The 14624-nt window shown below is 67.2% G+C and carries 16 protein-coding genes; 11 read left to right on the forward strand and 5 right to left on the reverse strand.

Translation table 11 applies throughout. The features are described 5' to 3' along the window. The first annotated feature begins 294 nt into the window (after positions 1-294). The 6 genes from H289_RS0100790 (at position 295) to H289_RS0100815 (ending at position 4416) form a co-directional block, all read left to right on the forward strand. Entirely contained in the window at positions 295-822 is a 528-nt protein-coding gene (locus H289_RS0100790) for an Rv2240c family protein (RefSeq protein ID WP_225433575.1), read from the forward strand. A gap of 23 nt (positions 823-845) precedes the next feature. Further along, positions 846-1544: a sensor domain-containing protein gene (locus tag H289_RS0100795; RefSeq protein WP_029104635.1), complete on the forward strand. Its 699-nt coding sequence runs from the start codon at positions 846-848 to the stop codon at positions 1542-1544. Between the two features lie 65 nt (positions 1545-1609). Next, a complete protein-coding gene (locus tag H289_RS0100800) occupies positions 1610-2050 on the forward strand; it encodes an SRPBCC family protein (protein WP_020098846.1) in 441 nt (146 codons plus the stop codon). A 47-nt stretch (positions 2051-2097) separates the two neighbouring features. Further along, complete coding sequence (locus tag H289_RS0100805) at positions 2098-3177, forward strand: CaiB/BaiF CoA transferase family protein (RefSeq protein ID WP_020098847.1); 1080 nt, start codon at positions 2098-2100, stop codon at positions 3175-3177. Between the two features lie 64 nt (positions 3178-3241). After that, positions 3242-3679 carry an SRPBCC family protein gene (locus tag H289_RS0100810; RefSeq protein ID WP_029104636.1) on the forward strand — a complete coding sequence of 146 codons (438 nt, stop codon included), beginning with the start codon at positions 3242-3244 and terminating at the stop codon, positions 3677-3679. A 26-nt stretch (positions 3680-3705) separates the two neighbouring features. Then, on the forward strand, positions 3706-4416 hold the full coding sequence (locus H289_RS0100815) for a GntR family transcriptional regulator (RefSeq protein WP_020098849.1): 711 nt from the start codon (positions 3706-3708) through the stop codon (positions 4414-4416). 48 nt (positions 4417-4464) lie between these two features. On the opposite strand, the gene H289_RS0100820 is transcribed toward H289_RS0100815, so the two are convergent. Together H289_RS0100820 and H289_RS0100825 are read right to left on the reverse strand one after the other, a co-directional pair. Then, positions 4465-5625: a pyridoxal phosphate-dependent aminotransferase gene (locus H289_RS0100820; protein WP_020098850.1), complete on the reverse strand. Its 1161-nt coding sequence runs from the start codon at positions 5623-5625 to the stop codon at positions 4465-4467. Positions 5626-5636: 11 nt separating this feature from the next. Continuing rightward, the gene (locus H289_RS0100825) at positions 5637-6137 is read right to left on the reverse strand and encodes a DUF2834 domain-containing protein (RefSeq protein ID WP_020098851.1); all 501 of its coding nucleotides are present in this window, start codon (positions 6135-6137) and stop codon (positions 5637-5639) included. A gap of 70 nt (positions 6138-6207) precedes the next feature. On the opposite strand from H289_RS0100825, the gene H289_RS0100830 reads away from it, so the two are divergent. The 5 genes from H289_RS0100830 (at position 6208) to H289_RS0100850 (ending at position 11540) form a co-directional block, all read left to right on the forward strand. Next, on the forward strand, positions 6208-6792 hold the full coding sequence (locus H289_RS0100830) for a TetR/AcrR family transcriptional regulator (protein WP_020098852.1): 585 nt from the start codon (positions 6208-6210) through the stop codon (positions 6790-6792). Between the two features lie 56 nt (positions 6793-6848). Then, positions 6849-8399: a phytoene desaturase family protein gene (locus H289_RS0100835; RefSeq protein ID WP_020098853.1), complete on the forward strand. Its 1551-nt coding sequence runs from the start codon at positions 6849-6851 to the stop codon at positions 8397-8399. Between the two features lie 66 nt (positions 8400-8465). Next, positions 8466-9167 (forward strand): GntR family transcriptional regulator, encoded by a 702-nt coding sequence (locus tag H289_RS0100840; RefSeq protein WP_020098854.1) that lies wholly within the window; start codon positions 8466-8468, stop codon positions 9165-9167. Between the two features lie 83 nt (positions 9168-9250). After that, positions 9251-10798, forward strand: a complete 1548-nt coding sequence (locus H289_RS0100845) for an NCS1 family nucleobase:cation symporter-1 (protein WP_020098855.1) — start codon at positions 9251-9253, stop codon at positions 10796-10798. Between the two features lie 19 nt (positions 10799-10817). Then, positions 10818-11540, forward strand: a complete 723-nt coding sequence (locus H289_RS0100850) for an aspartate/glutamate racemase family protein (RefSeq protein WP_020098856.1) — start codon at positions 10818-10820, stop codon at positions 11538-11540. Here H289_RS0100850 and puuE read toward each other — a convergent pair. From puuE to H289_RS0100865, 3 genes are read right to left on the reverse strand one after another with little or no spacing between them, the layout of a single operon-like run. Continuing rightward, positions 11537-12439, reverse strand: a complete 903-nt coding sequence (gene puuE / locus H289_RS0100855) for an allantoinase PuuE (RefSeq protein WP_020098857.1) — start codon at positions 12437-12439, stop codon at positions 11537-11539. The genes H289_RS0100850 and puuE overlap by 4 nt on opposite strands. Next, a complete protein-coding gene (alc, locus tag H289_RS0100860) occupies positions 12436-13398 on the reverse strand; it encodes an allantoicase (protein ID WP_020098858.1) in 963 nt (320 codons plus the stop codon). Before alc ends, puuE begins: the two co-directional genes overlap by 4 nt. Continuing rightward, complete coding sequence (locus tag H289_RS0100865) at positions 13395-14609, reverse strand: DUF6986 family protein (RefSeq protein WP_020098859.1); 1215 nt, start codon at positions 14607-14609, stop codon at positions 13395-13397. The genes alc and H289_RS0100865 overlap by 4 nt, the downstream gene beginning before the upstream one ends. Between the last annotated feature and the right edge of the window lie 15 nt (positions 14610-14624).

A 14624-nucleotide genomic window follows, 5' to 3' on the forward strand; every position in this document is an offset into this window, starting at 1 on the left:
TACTTGCCCCTGCGTTATCAACCAGTGGGCGACACAGGAATATGCGTGTATTGCTGGAGTCATTTGTCGTGGTAGCAGAGTATTGAATGCCCAGTTCAGCGAGTGTGATCTGGGTCATTCGGCCGATAGTGCAATACAACCGACGGGGATTGGAAATCGCCGGTTTGTCTTGCGTTCACCAACTGGACATCTACACGCCTGACCGTGGGAGGGTCGAACGCCGAGCGTCCGTCATTGCCGGGTGTCCAATGCCCGGTGGACGCGGCGATCACACTGAATGACTTGGAGGAAACGGTGAAGTCTTCACGCACCTGGGTACGTCTGGTTGCCGCATCTGCTGCCGTCTTCGGCGCGGGGGCGCTGTACCTGCCCACCGCTGCGGCCGACGATGACGCTGCCCCGATCGGCCCGATCGATGCCGGCGCCGGCGTGCAGTCGACGGGTGTCACGTCGTCGAACGCGGACCCCGCCGCCGTGCAGGCATGCTCGCAGTTCGCCAACGCGCTCGACAGCGCCGCCTCCGGGTACGAGGGCTTCGCCGACAGCCTCGACGCCAACGACCCCTACGTCCACCAGAGCAATGTGGCCGGCCGGACCAGCCTGCGGCAGTCCGCCGCCGTCGCGATGGACGCCGCGAACACCCCCGGCCTGAACCCGGCTATTGCCGACCCCATGCGGTCCTGGTCATTCGGCGCGACCAAGCTGCTGGTGAAGATGGGCATCGGGATGACCGGCGGCAGCCTCGACGACACCGCAACCCAGGTCAACACCAATGCCGAGGCCGTCCAGCGCGAGTGCGCCGCGGCCGGTACCCACGCCTGAGCGCGCCGGTATATAAGGAACACGTGAAGCGACACGCCTTCGGCGTCGCCGTGCTGTGCCTGGCCTTGGCGGCTTGCGGCGGCAAGACCGGCACCCCGACACCAGCCACGCCGACGACGGTCGCCGAGTCCAGCATCGACAACCTGCTGCTGACGCCCGACGAGATGAACAAGACGATGGGCGTCACCGGCATGGTGGGCCGTCCGCCGAAAGACGGGATGGACGACCACCGCAACCTGCTGCCGAACTTGAACTGCCTCGGCGTCTGGCAGATCGACGAGTCCGTCATCTATTCGAAGGACGGCAACGACCTCAAGAGCGGCCAGGATTGGAAGGCCGTGCGGCAGCAGACGCTGCAGGTCCCGGACAGCGACCAGTGGAACTACCTGGCGGCGCAGTCGGTCGTCTACTTCCCGACATCGGATGCGGCCCGGAACTTCTTCAACCGGTCGGCCGCGCGGTGGGCCAAGTGCACCAACCACCACGTGAACATCCGGCTCAACGACAAGCCGCTGCCGAAGTGGCTGTCCGGCGACCTGGAGCGCACCGACACCAAGCTCGCGATGCCCATCATGCGCGGCACCGGGCCCGAAACACGTTGGTGCCAACACGTTGTGCAACTGGTCGCCAACCTCATCATCGATGTCGAGGCCTGCACGCCCAAGGCGCCGGTGACGGCGGCCGCCGACATCGCCGCGAAGATCCAGTCGGACATCCACTAGCGGGTCGTCCCGCTGGTTGCACCATCCCGCTCACGGCGCGTGGTTTCGTGGTCTATGGTCGCGCCATGGCAGTCAGCGCGTCGCACGAAGTGACCATCGAGGCAACCCCTGAAGAGATCATGGATGTCATCGCAGATCTTGCGCAGACGCCCGTGTGGTCGCCGCAGTACACCAAGGCCGAAGTCCTCGACACCTACGAGAACGGCCGGCCGAAGCAGGCCAAGATGACCATCAAGGCCGCCGGCATGGCCGACGATCAGATCCTCGAGTACACCTGGACCGACCTGACGGGCAGCTGGGTGCTGATCAGGTCGTCGTCGCTCAAGAAGCAGGAAGCGCGCTACACGCTGACCCCGGCCGGCGACAAGACCAAGGTGAAGTTCGAGATCACCGTCGACCCGGTGGTGCCGATCCCCGGTTTCCTGCTGAAGCGCAGCGTCAGCGGTGGCGCCGAGACCGCCACCGAGGGGCTCAAAAAGTTCATGGCCAAGAACAAGAAGGGCTGACGCACACCGGGATTCAGCCGCGTCGACCCATGGGCTAACGTCGCGGGATGACGAATGCGGGGCCACTGGCCGGAGTCAAGGTGATCGAACTCGGCGGAATCGGCCCCGGGCCGCACATCGCCATGATGCTGGCGGACCTCGGCGCCGACGTGGTGCGGGTGCGTCGTCCCGGCGGGCTGACGATGCCCGCCGAGAACGTCGACCTCCTGCACCGCGGCAAGCGGATCGTCGACCTGGACGTCAAGTCCGACCCGGCCGCGCTGCTCGCACTGGCCGCGAAAGCCGATGTGCTGCTTGACTGTTTCCGTCCGGGCACCTGCGAGCGCCTCGGCATCGGGCCGGCCGAGTGCGAGGCCGTCAACCCGCGCCTGATCTTCGCCCGGATCACCGGTTGGGGGCAGGACGGACCGCTCGCCCAGACCGCGGGCCATGACATCAACTACCTGTCGCAGACCGGTGCGCTGTCGGCCATCGGCTACCGCGACCGGCCGCCGGTGGCGCCGCTGAACCTGGTCGCCGACTTCGGCGGCGGTTCGATGCTGACGCTCATCGGCATCGTCACGGCGCTCTACGAACGCGAACAGTCGGGCCGCGGCCAGGTCGTCGACGCGGCGATGGTCGACGGTGTCAGCATGCTCGCGCAGATGATGTGGACCATGAAGTCCACCGGCGTGATGAAGGACCAGCGCGAGTCGTTCCTCCTGGACGGCGGCGCCCCGTACTACCGGGTCTACGAGACCTCCGACGGCGGCTACATGGCGGTCGGTTCGATCGAGCCGCAGTTCTTCGCTCAGCTACTTGTGGGCCTGGGCCTGGATCCCGCCGAGGTGCCGAACCAGTTCGACCTCGCGCGCTACGACGAAATGCGCGAAATCTTTGCTGCCCGGTTCGCGAGCCGGACCCGCGCCGAGTGGACCGAGACGTTCGCCGGGACCGACGCCTGCGTCACTCCCGTGCTCACTTGGACCGAGGCCGCCGCCGGTGAACACCTCCGGGCCAGGTCGACGATCGTCACCGTCGACGGTGTCGACCAGGCCGCTCCTGCGCCGCGCTTCTCGCGGACCCCGTCGGGTCCCGTCGGCGCGCCGCCGCAGCAGACCACCCCGATCGACGAGGTCGGTTGGTAACGGTTGGGAAGTTAGCTGGCGCATTCTCTACCCGTGGCCGGTGGAGAGGACTAAATTTGCCAATATGGCAGTTATGGCGTCCCGAGAGCTGGTGATCGACGCCTCGCCCGAAGCCATCATGGATGCGCTGGCCGACATGGACGAGGCGTCGCAATGGCGCAGCTTGCACCGGGAACTACAGGTACTGGATCGGTATCCCGACGGTCGTCCGCACCACGTCAAAGCGACCGTGAAGATCATGGGCATCACCGACAAGGAGCTCCTGGAGTACCACTGGGGTGACGACTGGGTGGTGTGGGACGCGGCCGACACCTTCCAGCAGCGTGGGCAGCACGCCGAGTACAAACTGACTCGCGAGGGCGACCGGACCCGGGTGCGATTCGACATCATCGTCGACCTCGTCGCCCCCATTCCCGAGTTCCTGTTGCGCCGAGCCCGCAAACTGGTGCTCGATGCTGCGGTCGACCGACTGCGGGCCCGGGTGACTCGTCTCTACGGCTAGTCCACGTCTGTCGATAGGGAGCTTGCATGGCCGACCGCCCACCTTCTCCGCTGTTGGAGAAGCTGGTGGTGGTGCGGAACGGCGGGCCGCAGCAGACCGTGGTGACCGAGCTGCGCCGGGTGATCCTGCGTGGTGACGCGCCGCCCGGAACCCCGGTGCCGCTGGCCGAGGTCGCCGAGCTGTTCGGCGTGAGCCACATCCCCGTCCGCGAGGCACTCAAGACGCTCATCAGTGAGGGCCTGGTGACGCACCGGCCCAACTCGGGCTACACCGTCGCCCGCATGACGAAGCAGGAACTGCACGAGATGTACGTCGTGCGCGCGGCGCTGGAGGGCGCCGCGCTCGCGATCGCCGCGGAGAAGGCCACCGATTACGAGCGGGCCCTCGCGATCGAGGCCAATGACCGCATGGCGCAAGCGATTCGGGACTCCGACGGTGCGGCGTTCCAGCGGGAGAGCCGTAACTTCCACATGGCGCTGGTGCGCCCGTCCGGCATGCACCGGCTGCTGCACATTCTCGAAATGTCCTGGAACATGATCGAACCCGTGCAGGCCATGATGCACGTGACGCCCGACGACCGGGCCAAGCTCAACGGCGATCACGAGGAGATGCTCGAGGCGTTCCTGGCCCGGGACGCCGACCGGCTCGGTGCGATCGCGCAGCGGCACAACGACAGCGTCGACGCCGCGATCGGGACCCTGCCCACCGACACCGGGCTCCTCACCCAGGACACCTAGGGATTTGTGCACGATTTTCCGCGGCCGGCGCGGAAAATCGTGCACAAATCACAGGGTGCGGAGGCGGCTGATGGCCTCGTCGAGGGTGTCGTCGCGCTTGCAGAAGGCGAAGCGCACCAGGTGATTCCAGCCGGCCGAGTCGGGGGAGTCCGGATCGAGGAACGCCGACATCGGGATGGCCGCGACGCCGACGCGCTCGGGGAGTCCGGCGCAGAACGCGGTGCTGTCGTCGTACCCCAGCGGCCGGGGGTCGGCGCACAGGAAGTAGGTGCCGAAGCTGTCGTGCACGTCGAAGCCGATATCGGTGAGGGCACCGGCCAAGCGGTCCCGCTTGCCGCGGTAGGACTTTCGCAGCGCCGCGACCCAGGCGTCCTCGTGGTCCAGCGCGTGCGCGACGGCCGGCTGGAACGGCGCGCCACCGACGTACGTCAGGTACTGCTTGGCGGCACGCACCCCGGCGATCAGGTCGGCGGGCCCGCACGCCCAACCGATCTTCCAGCCGGTGCAGTTGAACATCTTCGCGGCGCTGGAGATGGTGACGGTGCGCTCGGCCATGCCGGGGTAACCCGCCAGCGGCCGGTGCTGGTGACCGTCGAACGTCAGCTGCTCGTAGACCTCGTCGGTGATGACCAGGAGATCGTGCTCGATGGCGAGCGCGGCGATGGCTCTCAGCTCGTCGTCGCTGGCGACCATGCCCGTCGGGTTGTGCGGTGAGTTCAGGATCAGCGCGCGGGTCTGCGGCGTGATCGCGGCGCGGAGCCGGTCGACGTCGATGGCGAAGCTATGGCCGTTGGGTGCCAGGGGAACGACGACGCGGCGGCAGCCGGCCATGGCGATCACCGGGGAGTAGGAGTCGTAGAACGGCGCGATGATCAGGACTTCGGAGCCTGGTTCGACCAGCCCGATCACCGCTGATGCGATGGCCTCGGTACCGCCGACGGTGACCAGTACCTCGGTGTCCGGGTCGTAGGCGATGCCGTAGTGCCGCTTGCGCTGGGCGGCGATGGCCTGGCGCAGCGCGGGAATGCCCGGGCCGGGCGGGTACTGGTTGACGCCGTCCGCGATGGCCTGCTGCGCCACCGTGAGCATGGGGGCCGGGCCGTCCTCGTCGGGAAAACCCTGGCCGAGGTTGACGGCGCCGACCCGTGCGGCCAGCGCCGACATCTCGGCGAAGATCGTGGAGGCGTAGGGCCGCAGGCGGGCGGCCATCCCCGGTGGCGTCACCCCTGGATTGTCGCAGAACTCCTGACATGGTCGACGGTGCGCTCGTGCCGCTGCTGCCGCGCGATGACGGCGAAGTAGAACGCCAACGCGAAGGCGCAACTGGTGAACAGGCTGCTGACGAAGAACAGCCACGGGTGCCGGATGCCGCGCCGCAGGCCGTCGGCGATGGTGAACAACGGCAGCAGGATGACGTTGATGATGGTGTAGTCCTGGCCGGCCGACGACGCCGCCGGGTTGACGAACATCAGGCGGATGTAGTCCGCCCAGCTGCCCGGTCCGGTGATCGGATTGCCGCCTGGCGGTTGGTATTCCATGACGAACCTGGTGTTGAAGTAGTAGCCGAGCGCTATCGAGGCGATGCCGATCACGTAGTAGGCCGACTCGAGTGCCGAGAACGCGGGTCCGTCGGCGGGCTTGCGGAAGACGGCCGGATTGAGCTTGACGATGAACGCGATCGTGATCAGTCCGAGGACCGCGTGAACGATGAGCGAGACCATGTCAGCGGAGTCTGCTCGCCGCGAAATGTTTTGTCAATCATGACAAAACATTCTGCGGTACCGTACTGGGATGCCCCGGCCGCCGCAGACCGTACGTAGTGAACGCACGCGTGAGGCGCTGCAACAGGCGGCGTTGGTTCGATTTCTGGCGCAGGGTGTCGAGGGCACCACGGCCGAGGAGATCGCCGCCGACGCCGGTGTCTCGCTGCGCACGTTCTACCGGCACTTCACGTCCAAGCACGATCTGTTGTTCGCCGACTATGACGCCGGTCTGCACTGGTTTCGGACCGCGCTCGCCGGGCGGCCCGCAGACGAACCGGTGCTGGCGGCTGTTCAGGCCGCGATCTTCGCTTTTCCGTACGACTTCGGCGCGGTCACCAAGATTGCGACGCTGCGTGAACAAGAGCTCGACCCCGACCGGATCGTCAATCACATCCGCCAGGTCGAAGCGGACTTCGCCGACGCCATCGCCGAGCATCTGGCGCGGTGCGGCGGACCAGATGACCTGCTGCGCATCGCGGTGACGTCGCGGACCATCGCCGCCGCGGTGTTCGCCGCGATGGAGGTGTGGATGGGGGGTGCCGAGCGGTCGCTGGCTGATCTGGCGCGCATGTGTCACCAGGCGTTGGATCAGCTGGGGGCTGGGCCCGTCTGATATCGACAAGTTTTGTCACTATTGACAAAACTATGCACGGGTGCGACTCTGCGGAAATGGCGCAATTCGACGCGATCGTGGTGGGAGCGGGGCACAACGGGCTGGCTTCGGCGGTGCTGCTGCAGAAGGCGGGCCTGCGCACGCTGTGTCTGGAGGCCAAGCTCTACTCGGGTGGCATGGCCTCGACCGTCGAGCTCTTCGACGGCTTCAAGTTCGAGATCGCCGGCTCGGAGCAGTTCCCGACGTCGCTCAAGGTCAGCCAGGAGCTGGGCCTCGACGAGGTGCCCAGCGTCGAGCTGGAAGTCATGTCGGTGAACATGCGGGGGATCGGCGACGAGCCGTTCCTCTTCTACTCCGATCCCATGAAGCTGCTCACGCACATGAACGAGGTGCACGGCGCCGAGGCCGTCAACGGCATGGCCGGACTGATGGCGTGGAGCATGGCCCCGGCGCGCGCGCTCGGCCGGTTCGACGCGGGGCTGCCGCCCAAGACTTACGACGAGATGTATGCCTGTGCCACAAACGAATTCGAGCGGTCGGCCATCACGGACATGCTCTTCGGGTCGGTGACCGATGTGCTGGACCGCTACCTGCCCGACAAGGACAAGCACGGCGCCATCCGCGGCATGCTGTCGGTGCTGGCGTGCAACTCCACCTACCGCGGACCGGCCACCCCCGGCAGTGCCGCCGCATTGGCGTTCGGCCTCGCGGTGCCGACCGACGGCGCGTCGCTGATGCGAAAGCTCAAGGGCGGCATCGGCGCGCTGACCAAACACCTCGAGGACACGTTCGTCGCGCACGGTGGTGAGGTTCGGTTGCGCAGTGCTGTCGCCGCCGTCACCGTCGACGACGGGCGGGTCACCGGCATCCGGCTGGACGACGGTACCGAAATCACTGCGCCCGTGGTGGTCTCGTCGCTCGCGCCGTCGGTCACCGTGGACCGGCTGCTCGGCGCCGCAGTGCCCGACGACGTCCGCGCCCGGTACGCGCGCGTCGACCACCGGGGCAGCTACCTGCAGATGCACTTCGCGCTCGACGGCATCCCGGAGTTCGCCGAGCCGTACGAAATTCTGAACAACCCCGAATTGCAGGGCACCATCGGCCTTTTCAGCACTCCCGAGGAACTGCAGCAGCAATATGACGCCGCGCGCTGTGGAATAGTGCCGGCTGATCCCTCCATCGCCTGGCAGATCCCGTCGGTCCAGGACCCCGAGCTGGCGCCGCCCGGCAAGCATGCGTCGTCGGCCTACGCGCTGTGGTTCCCGGTAGAAGGCGGCGGCGATTACGGATCGATGAAACGAGAAATGGGACAACGGGTCATCGACAAGATCACCCGCGTGGCACCCAACTTCGAGAAGCTCATCCTGCGGCACACGACGTTCACGCCGCGGCACATGGACCGTATGTTCGGCGCTCCCGGCGGCGACTTCTGCCACGGCCTGATCCACCCCGAACAGATGGGGCCGAACCGGCCCGGGCCGCGCGGCTACCTCGACCAGGAGCTGCCCGTCGCGGGCCTCTACCTGGGCGGCGCCGGCTGTCACGGCGGCCCGGCCGTCAACTTCATCCCGGGCTACAACGCCGCGCACGCCGTGCTGAACAACTGACTCGGCTTACTCAGCCGAAACGTCACCGAAACGGATTCGGCAACAACGGCGACCTACTCTGCGGGGATGCGGCCCCACCGGCGTTCTGTCCTGCTCGGACAGCTGGTGGCGGATCGGGCCGCGCCGTCACAGCAGGGCGTGCTGAACGAACTACGCCGTGCGGTCCTCGACGGCGGGGTGCCGCCGGGCACACCGATCCCGTTGGCGGACGTGGCGGACGTCTTTGGCGTCAGCCAGATCCCGGTGCGGGAGGCGCTGAAAACGCTCATCGGCGAGGGGCTGGTGGAGCACCGGCTCAACTTCGGCTACACCGTGGCCCTGTTGACGCCACAGGAACTACGCGAAATGTACATCGTGCGTGAGGCTTTGGAATCGGCATCGCTGGGGGTCGCCGTGGCCAACGCAACCGATGCCGACCGTGCGGCCGCGGTCGCGGTCAATGTCGGCTTGGAGCAGGCGATCCGCGACGACGACGCGGGCGCCTATCACCGGCAGAGCCGGGAACTGCATGCCGCGCTCACCCGACCGTCGCGCATGCATCGGCTGCTGCACATGCTGGAGGCGGCGTGGAACGTCACCGAACCCGTGCAGTCGATGCTGCATGTCAGCCGTGACGACCGGGCGGCCCTGCATGCCGACCATTGCGCTATGGTCGACGCCTTCGTCGCCGGCGACGCAGAGCGCCTGATCGCCGTCGCGGAAGACCATGCCGTCCGGCTCAACGCCGTGATCGCCAAATTGCCGACGGACACCGGGCTGCTGGCGTAGCGGCGAACATATATCTTTTCCGCAATTGCCACATATCTCAGGGGAAACAGCGGGGAAACGTTGCATTTCTAGCGTTTTCGAGCATGACTGACACCCTCGTTCCCAAGGACACGACCCCACCGGGCGCGGTGATCGGCGCAGGTGACATCGTCGAGGCCGCCGGCCACCCGATCGGTGGCGGCGTCATCAAACCGGATTACGACCCGCGATTGACCAACGAGGACCTCGCTCCGCTGGGAAAGCAGAGCTGGGGTTCGTACAACATCTTCGCGTTCTGGATGTCCGACGTGCACAGCGTCGGCGGCTACGTCACCGCGGGCAGCCTGTTCGCGCTGGGCCTGGCCAGTTGGCAGGTGCTGGTGGCGCTGCTGATCGGCATCACCCTCGTGTACTTCCTGTGCAACCTGGTCGCCAAGCCGAGCCAGGCCGCCGGTGTGCCGTACCCGGTGATCTGTCGCACCGCGTTCGGCGTGCTGGGCGCCAACATCCCGGCCATCATCCGCGGGCTGATCGCGGTGGCCTGGTACGGCATCCAGACCTACCTGGCATCGGCCGCCCTGGATGTGGTGCTGCTCAAGCTGTTTCCGGGGCTCGCCCCCTATGCCGACCTCGCCACCCACGGCTTCCTCGGCTTGCCGCTGCTGGGCTGGGCCAGCTTCCTGCTGCTGTGGGTGTTGCAGGCCTGCGTCTTCTGGCGCGGTATGGAGGCGATCCGCAGGTTCATCGACTTCTGCGGCCCGGCCGTCTACGTCGTCATGTTCCTGCTGTGCGGCTACCTCATCTACAAAGCCGGCTGGGGCGCAATCGATCTCAACCTCGGCGCGGTCAAGTACACCGGCCTCGACTCGGTTCCGGTGATGCTCGGCGCCATCGCGTTGGTGGTGTCCTACTTCTCCGGTCCGATGCTCAACTTCGGTGACTTCTCCCGCTACGGCAAGTCGTTCGCCGCCGTCAAGAAGGGCAACTTCCTGGGGCTGCCGGTGAACTTCCTGGTGTTCTCGGTGCTCGTGGTGGTCACCGCGTCGCTGACGCTGCCGGTGTTCGGCGAACTGCTCACCGATCCCGTGCAGACCGTGGCCCGCATCGACAGCACCTTCGCAATCGTGTTGGGCGCCTTGACCTTCACCATCGCCACCATCGGCATCAACATCGTCGCCAACTTCATCAGCCCGGCGTTCGACTTCTCCAACGTCAGCCCGCAGCGCATCAGTTGGCGTGCGGGCGGCATGATCGCCGCGGTCGGCTCGGTGCTGATCACCCCGTGGAACCTCTACAACAACCCGGAGGTCATCCACTACACGCTGGAGATCCTGGGCGCCTTCATCGGCCCACTGTTCGGCGTGCTGCTCGCCGACTACTACCTGGTGCGCAAGCAGAAGGTGGTCGTCGACGAACTGTTCACCATGTCGGAGTCCGGCAAGTACTGGTACACCGGCGGATACAACAAGGTCGCGGTCATCGCCACCGTGGCCGGCGCGGTGCTCGCGGCGCTTCCGGTGCTGCTGGCCGGCACCGTGTACGGCATGCACACCGCTGCCCAGTACAGCTGGTTCATCGGCTGCGGTGTCGCACTCGGCATCTACCGGGTGCTGGCTGTCCGCGACCGATTCGTCGCCGAATCGGTGGCGTGACCGTGGGGGAGTCCTTGGGATGAGCCGGATTTGGGTCATCAACCCCAACACCACCACATCGATGACCGCCGGGATCGGCCGCTGCGCACAAGCAGTGGCCGATCCCGGTGTCGAGATCGTCGCCGTGACATCCGAATTCGGTCCGCCCTCCATCGAAAGCCACTACGACGAGGCGATGAGCGTGCCGGGTCTGCTCGAGGCGATCCGGCGCGGTGAGGACGCCGGGGCCGACGGCTACGTGATCGCGTGCTTCGGTGATCCGGGACTGGACGCGGCGCGGGAGCTCGCGACCGGCCCGGTCGTCGGCATCGCCGAGGCCGCAATGCAGACCGCCAGCCACCTGGGGCGCGGCTTCTCAGTGGTGACGACGCTGTCGCGCACCATGGGCCGGGCCGCCGATCTGGCGGAACGCTATGGGATGCAACGGTTCTGCCTGGACATCCACGCCTGCGACATTCCGGTGCTGGATCTGGAAACCGATCCGACGGCGCGCAAGGTCATCACCGAGGCGTGCCGGGAGGCGTTGGACGCCGACGGCTCCGATGCCATCGTGCTGGGGTGCGCCGGCATGGCCGAGATGTGTGCGGCGATCACCGCCGAGCTCGGGGTGCCGGTGGTCGACGGGGTGAGCGCCGCGACGTTGACGGTGCAGGCACTGGTGCGGATGGGGCTGCGCACCGGCAAGCGCGGCGAGTTCGCGACACCGCCGGCCAAGGAATACACCGTCCGGCGCGGGGTCTAACCGGCCGGGTGCACGGCGCGCCAATGCTCGGCGATCTCGATGCGCCGCGCCAGCCACACCCGGTCGTGGGACTGCACGTGGTCGAGGAATCGTTCCAGCGCGGCACTGCGGGCCGGTCGGCCGACCAGCCGGCAGTGCAAGCCGATCGACAGCATCTTCGGGCTGCCGCCCAGCCCCTCGGCGTAGAGCACGTCGAACGCGTCACGCAGATGAGCGAAGAACTCCTCACCGTTGGAAAAGCCTGCCGGAGAAGCGAATCGCATGTCGTTGGTGTCCAGCGTGTACGGCACCACGAGGTGGTCGGTGTCGGCCACTCGCACCCAGTACGGCAGATCATCGGCGTAGGAGTCCGAGTCGTAGACGAAGCCGCCGTGCTCGACCACCAGCTTCCGCGTGTGCGGAGAGTCCCGGCCGGTGTACCAGCCGAGCGGCGCGGCGCCGGTGAGCTCGGTCAGGATCCGCACCGCCTCGGCCATGTGCGCGCGCTCGGTGTCGCGGTCGACGAGCTGGTAAGACTTCCACCGCAGGCCATGACAGGCGATCTCGTGTCCGAGTTCGCCGAACGCGGCCAGCGCCTCCGGATTGCGCTGCAGGGCCCGCGCCACCGCGAAGATGGTCAGCGGGATGTCCCGGCGCTCGAAAATCCTTAGTATCCGCCACAATCCGGCACGCGAGCCGTACTCGTAGAGCGACTCCATGCTCATGTGCCGGTTGGGGAACGCGTCGGCCGGGGTCATCTCGGACAGGAACGTCTCCGAAGCCGGATCGCCGTCGAGCACGTTGTTCTCGCCGCCCTCTTCGTAATTGAGGACGAACTGCACAGCAATGGCCGCGCCCCCGGGCCACTGCGGGTCCGGCGGGGTGCGGCCATAGCCGACCAGGTCGCGCGGGTAGCTCACGCGAGTTCCCCGAACAGCCGCAGTCGCGCCAACCCGCCGTCCGGATAGATGTCCAGCCGTGCCTCGGACACCACGTCGTCGGAATCGATGATGAAGCGGTGCCGGGTGTCGGGCAACAGATCGGTGCGGGGCAGCAGGTCGACCCACTGTCCGTCGGCGCGCAGTGCCGTCAATGCCGCTGCCCCGGGGCTGTTTCCGACGAAGTAGGACGTGTCGATCTCGGCGAGCCGCACCCGGCCCGGTCCGGCGAGCCGGATGCGCACCCAGTCGTTGGAATCGTCACGGCGCCGGGCGGTTTCCCAGCCATCACCCATCACCTGCGCCTGTCCGGGGAAGATCAGGTTCTGCGGCGAGCTGTAGAAACGATTCGAGGCGTCGAGCACCAGACCGCCGTTCTCCAGCGCGGCCAGGTCCAACGGGCCGACACCAAGGAATCGCTTGTCGGGGCGGCCTTCTCCGTGCACCCGCAGACGCGCCACCCCGCCGTCCGGGTAGATGTTGAGGCGCACATGCGTCCAGCGCTGCTCCGAGGAGACCTCGAAGTTGTTACGGGTGTCGCCGTACACGCGCGAGCGCGCGATGAGCGGTACCCAGCCGGGGTCGACGGCCAACTGCTCGGCTGTCGGGTACCCGTCGACCTCGATGGCGTCGACGGAGACGGCCGGCGGATAGTTGCCCTTGAACCATGCGGTGTCGACCACCACGCCGCGGATGACGCCCGGCACACCGAGTCGCACGATCGCCGTGTCATGGCCTTCGTCGCGACGACGCCGCGTCTCCCAACCGTCGTACACCTGCCCCTTGTGACCGAACGAGGCCGGCCGATACACCGACGGGCCGGGGGAGATGAGGTTCTCTTTCTCGGCGAACAAGTCGTCGTTGGCCCAGATCACCGCCCCGCCGAGGCTCCGTAGCGCAAGGTCGGGCAGCCAGGTGAAGTCGGGCAGTGATTCAGTCATGACAGCTTTCGGTTCTTGAGGTTTCGTAGCACCTCGACGGTAGCGCCCGGCGCGACCGCGAGTACGTCGTCGGCGCCGAACGCGCCGCAGTCCAGTCCGCGCAGCACCACCGCCGCCAGCGCCTCGGCGGTCGCGGGTTCGTCGACGATCGGGCCGCCGGTGCGGTCCAGGTAGGCCTGCAGCCGGGGCGCCGCGGCGGACATGGCGGCCCGGAAGAAGGTGAAGGTGGCCAGCCACCGGGTCACCAGGTGGCCGGGGTGCATGTCCCAGCCCTGGTAGAAGCCGCGCTCGAGGGACCGGGTGACGAGCCGATGGTGGCGCCGGATCGCCTGCACCACTTGCTCTTCGGTACCGACGGGGGCCACCTGCGTCGAGCCATCGGCGACCCAGACGCCCGTTTGTGCGGCGGCGGTCTGCATCACCGCCTTGGCATGGTCGGCCACGGGGTGATCGAGCGCCTGATGTTGCGGTGCGATCCCACAGGCGGCGCTGTAATCGTAGGTGCCGTAATGCAATCCGCTACATCGGCCCTCGGCGAGCTGGATCGCACGGGCGACGGTCGCGGTCCCGTCGGGGCCCAGTACCGCCTGCGGGCTCTCGATCTGCAGCTCGAAGCGCAGCGTGTGATCTGGCAGACCGTGTGCGGTCTCCAACGCCTCGCACAGCCAGACCGCCGCCGTGACCTGTTCGGCCGCACGCAGTTTCGGCACGGTGAAGACGAAACCGTCGATGGCGCCGGCGTCGAGCACCAACTCGAGGGTGCGCAGGGCCCGGCGGCGCTCTGCGGTGGTCAGCCCCTTGATGCGAATCCCGCTGTGGCTCAACCCGAGTGCGGGCAGGGTCGCCGCCGCCCGCGCCGCGTCGCGATCCTCCACGTCGTCGCCGCGGTTGCCGTAGCCGTCCTCGAAATCCAGGCGCAGGTCGGCAATCGGCGCGGCGGCCAGTTGGTCGCGCACCAGCGTCACCGTGGTCGGGTCGCCGAGTTCGGTGAACACTTCCGCGTGCCGGTCCAGCAGTTCGAGCGCGGCCCGACCCCACTGTGCAGGGGTATCGGGCGTCGCGTCGGCCGCGCTGACGTAGACGGTATGTATCGGCTGGACGGCGGGTCCGGTCCCCGGAAACCGCGTCGCGAGGTCGGCGTCGACGCGGGATAACAGGGTGTCGATGCGCTGGAGCGCATCCGCCGGGATGCGATGGTGGGGGTCCGACACGTGCCTATCGTGCCG

This window comes from Mycobacterium sp. 360MFTsu5.1 (assembly GCF_000383495.1).
In the GTDB taxonomy this organism is placed as follows: domain Bacteria; phylum Actinomycetota; class Actinomycetes; order Mycobacteriales; family Mycobacteriaceae; genus Mycobacterium; species Mycobacterium mucogenicum_B.

What these genes read in the sequence shown, in the direction of transcription:
- H289_RS0100800 (WP_020098846.1), top strand. Translation starts at nt 1,610, where the DNA reads ATGGCAGTCAGCGCGTCGCACGAAGTGACCATCGAGGCAACCCCTGAA.
- H289_RS0100805 (WP_020098847.1), top strand. Translation starts at nt 2,098, where the DNA reads ATGACGAATGCGGGGCCACTGGCCGGAGTCAAGGTGATCGAACTCGGC.
- H289_RS0100810 (WP_029104636.1), top strand. Translation starts at nt 3,242, where the DNA reads ATGGCAGTTATGGCGTCCCGAGAGCTGGTGATCGACGCCTCGCCCGAA.
- H289_RS0100815 (WP_020098849.1), top strand. Translation starts at nt 3,706, where the DNA reads ATGGCCGACCGCCCACCTTCTCCGCTGTTGGAGAAGCTGGTGGTGGTG.
- H289_RS0100820 (WP_020098850.1), bottom strand. Translation starts at nt 5,625, where the DNA reads ATGGCCGCCCGCCTGCGGCCCTACGCCTCCACGATCTTCGCCGAGATG.
- H289_RS0100825 (WP_020098851.1), bottom strand. Translation starts at nt 6,137, where the DNA reads ATGGTCTCGCTCATCGTTCACGCGGTCCTCGGACTGATCACGATCGCG.
- H289_RS0100830 (WP_020098852.1), top strand. Translation starts at nt 6,208, where the DNA reads ATGCCCCGGCCGCCGCAGACCGTACGTAGTGAACGCACGCGTGAGGCG.
- H289_RS0100835 (WP_020098853.1), top strand. Translation starts at nt 6,849, where the DNA reads ATGGCGCAATTCGACGCGATCGTGGTGGGAGCGGGGCACAACGGGCTG.
- H289_RS0100840 (WP_020098854.1), top strand. Translation starts at nt 8,466, where the DNA reads ATGCGGCCCCACCGGCGTTCTGTCCTGCTCGGACAGCTGGTGGCGGAT.
- H289_RS0100845 (WP_020098855.1), top strand. Translation starts at nt 9,251, where the DNA reads ATGACTGACACCCTCGTTCCCAAGGACACGACCCCACCGGGCGCGGTG.
- H289_RS0100850 (WP_020098856.1), top strand. Translation starts at nt 10,818, where the DNA reads ATGAGCCGGATTTGGGTCATCAACCCCAACACCACCACATCGATGACC.
- alc (WP_020098858.1), bottom strand. Translation starts at nt 13,398, where the DNA reads ATGACTGAATCACTGCCCGACTTCACCTGGCTGCCCGACCTTGCGCTA.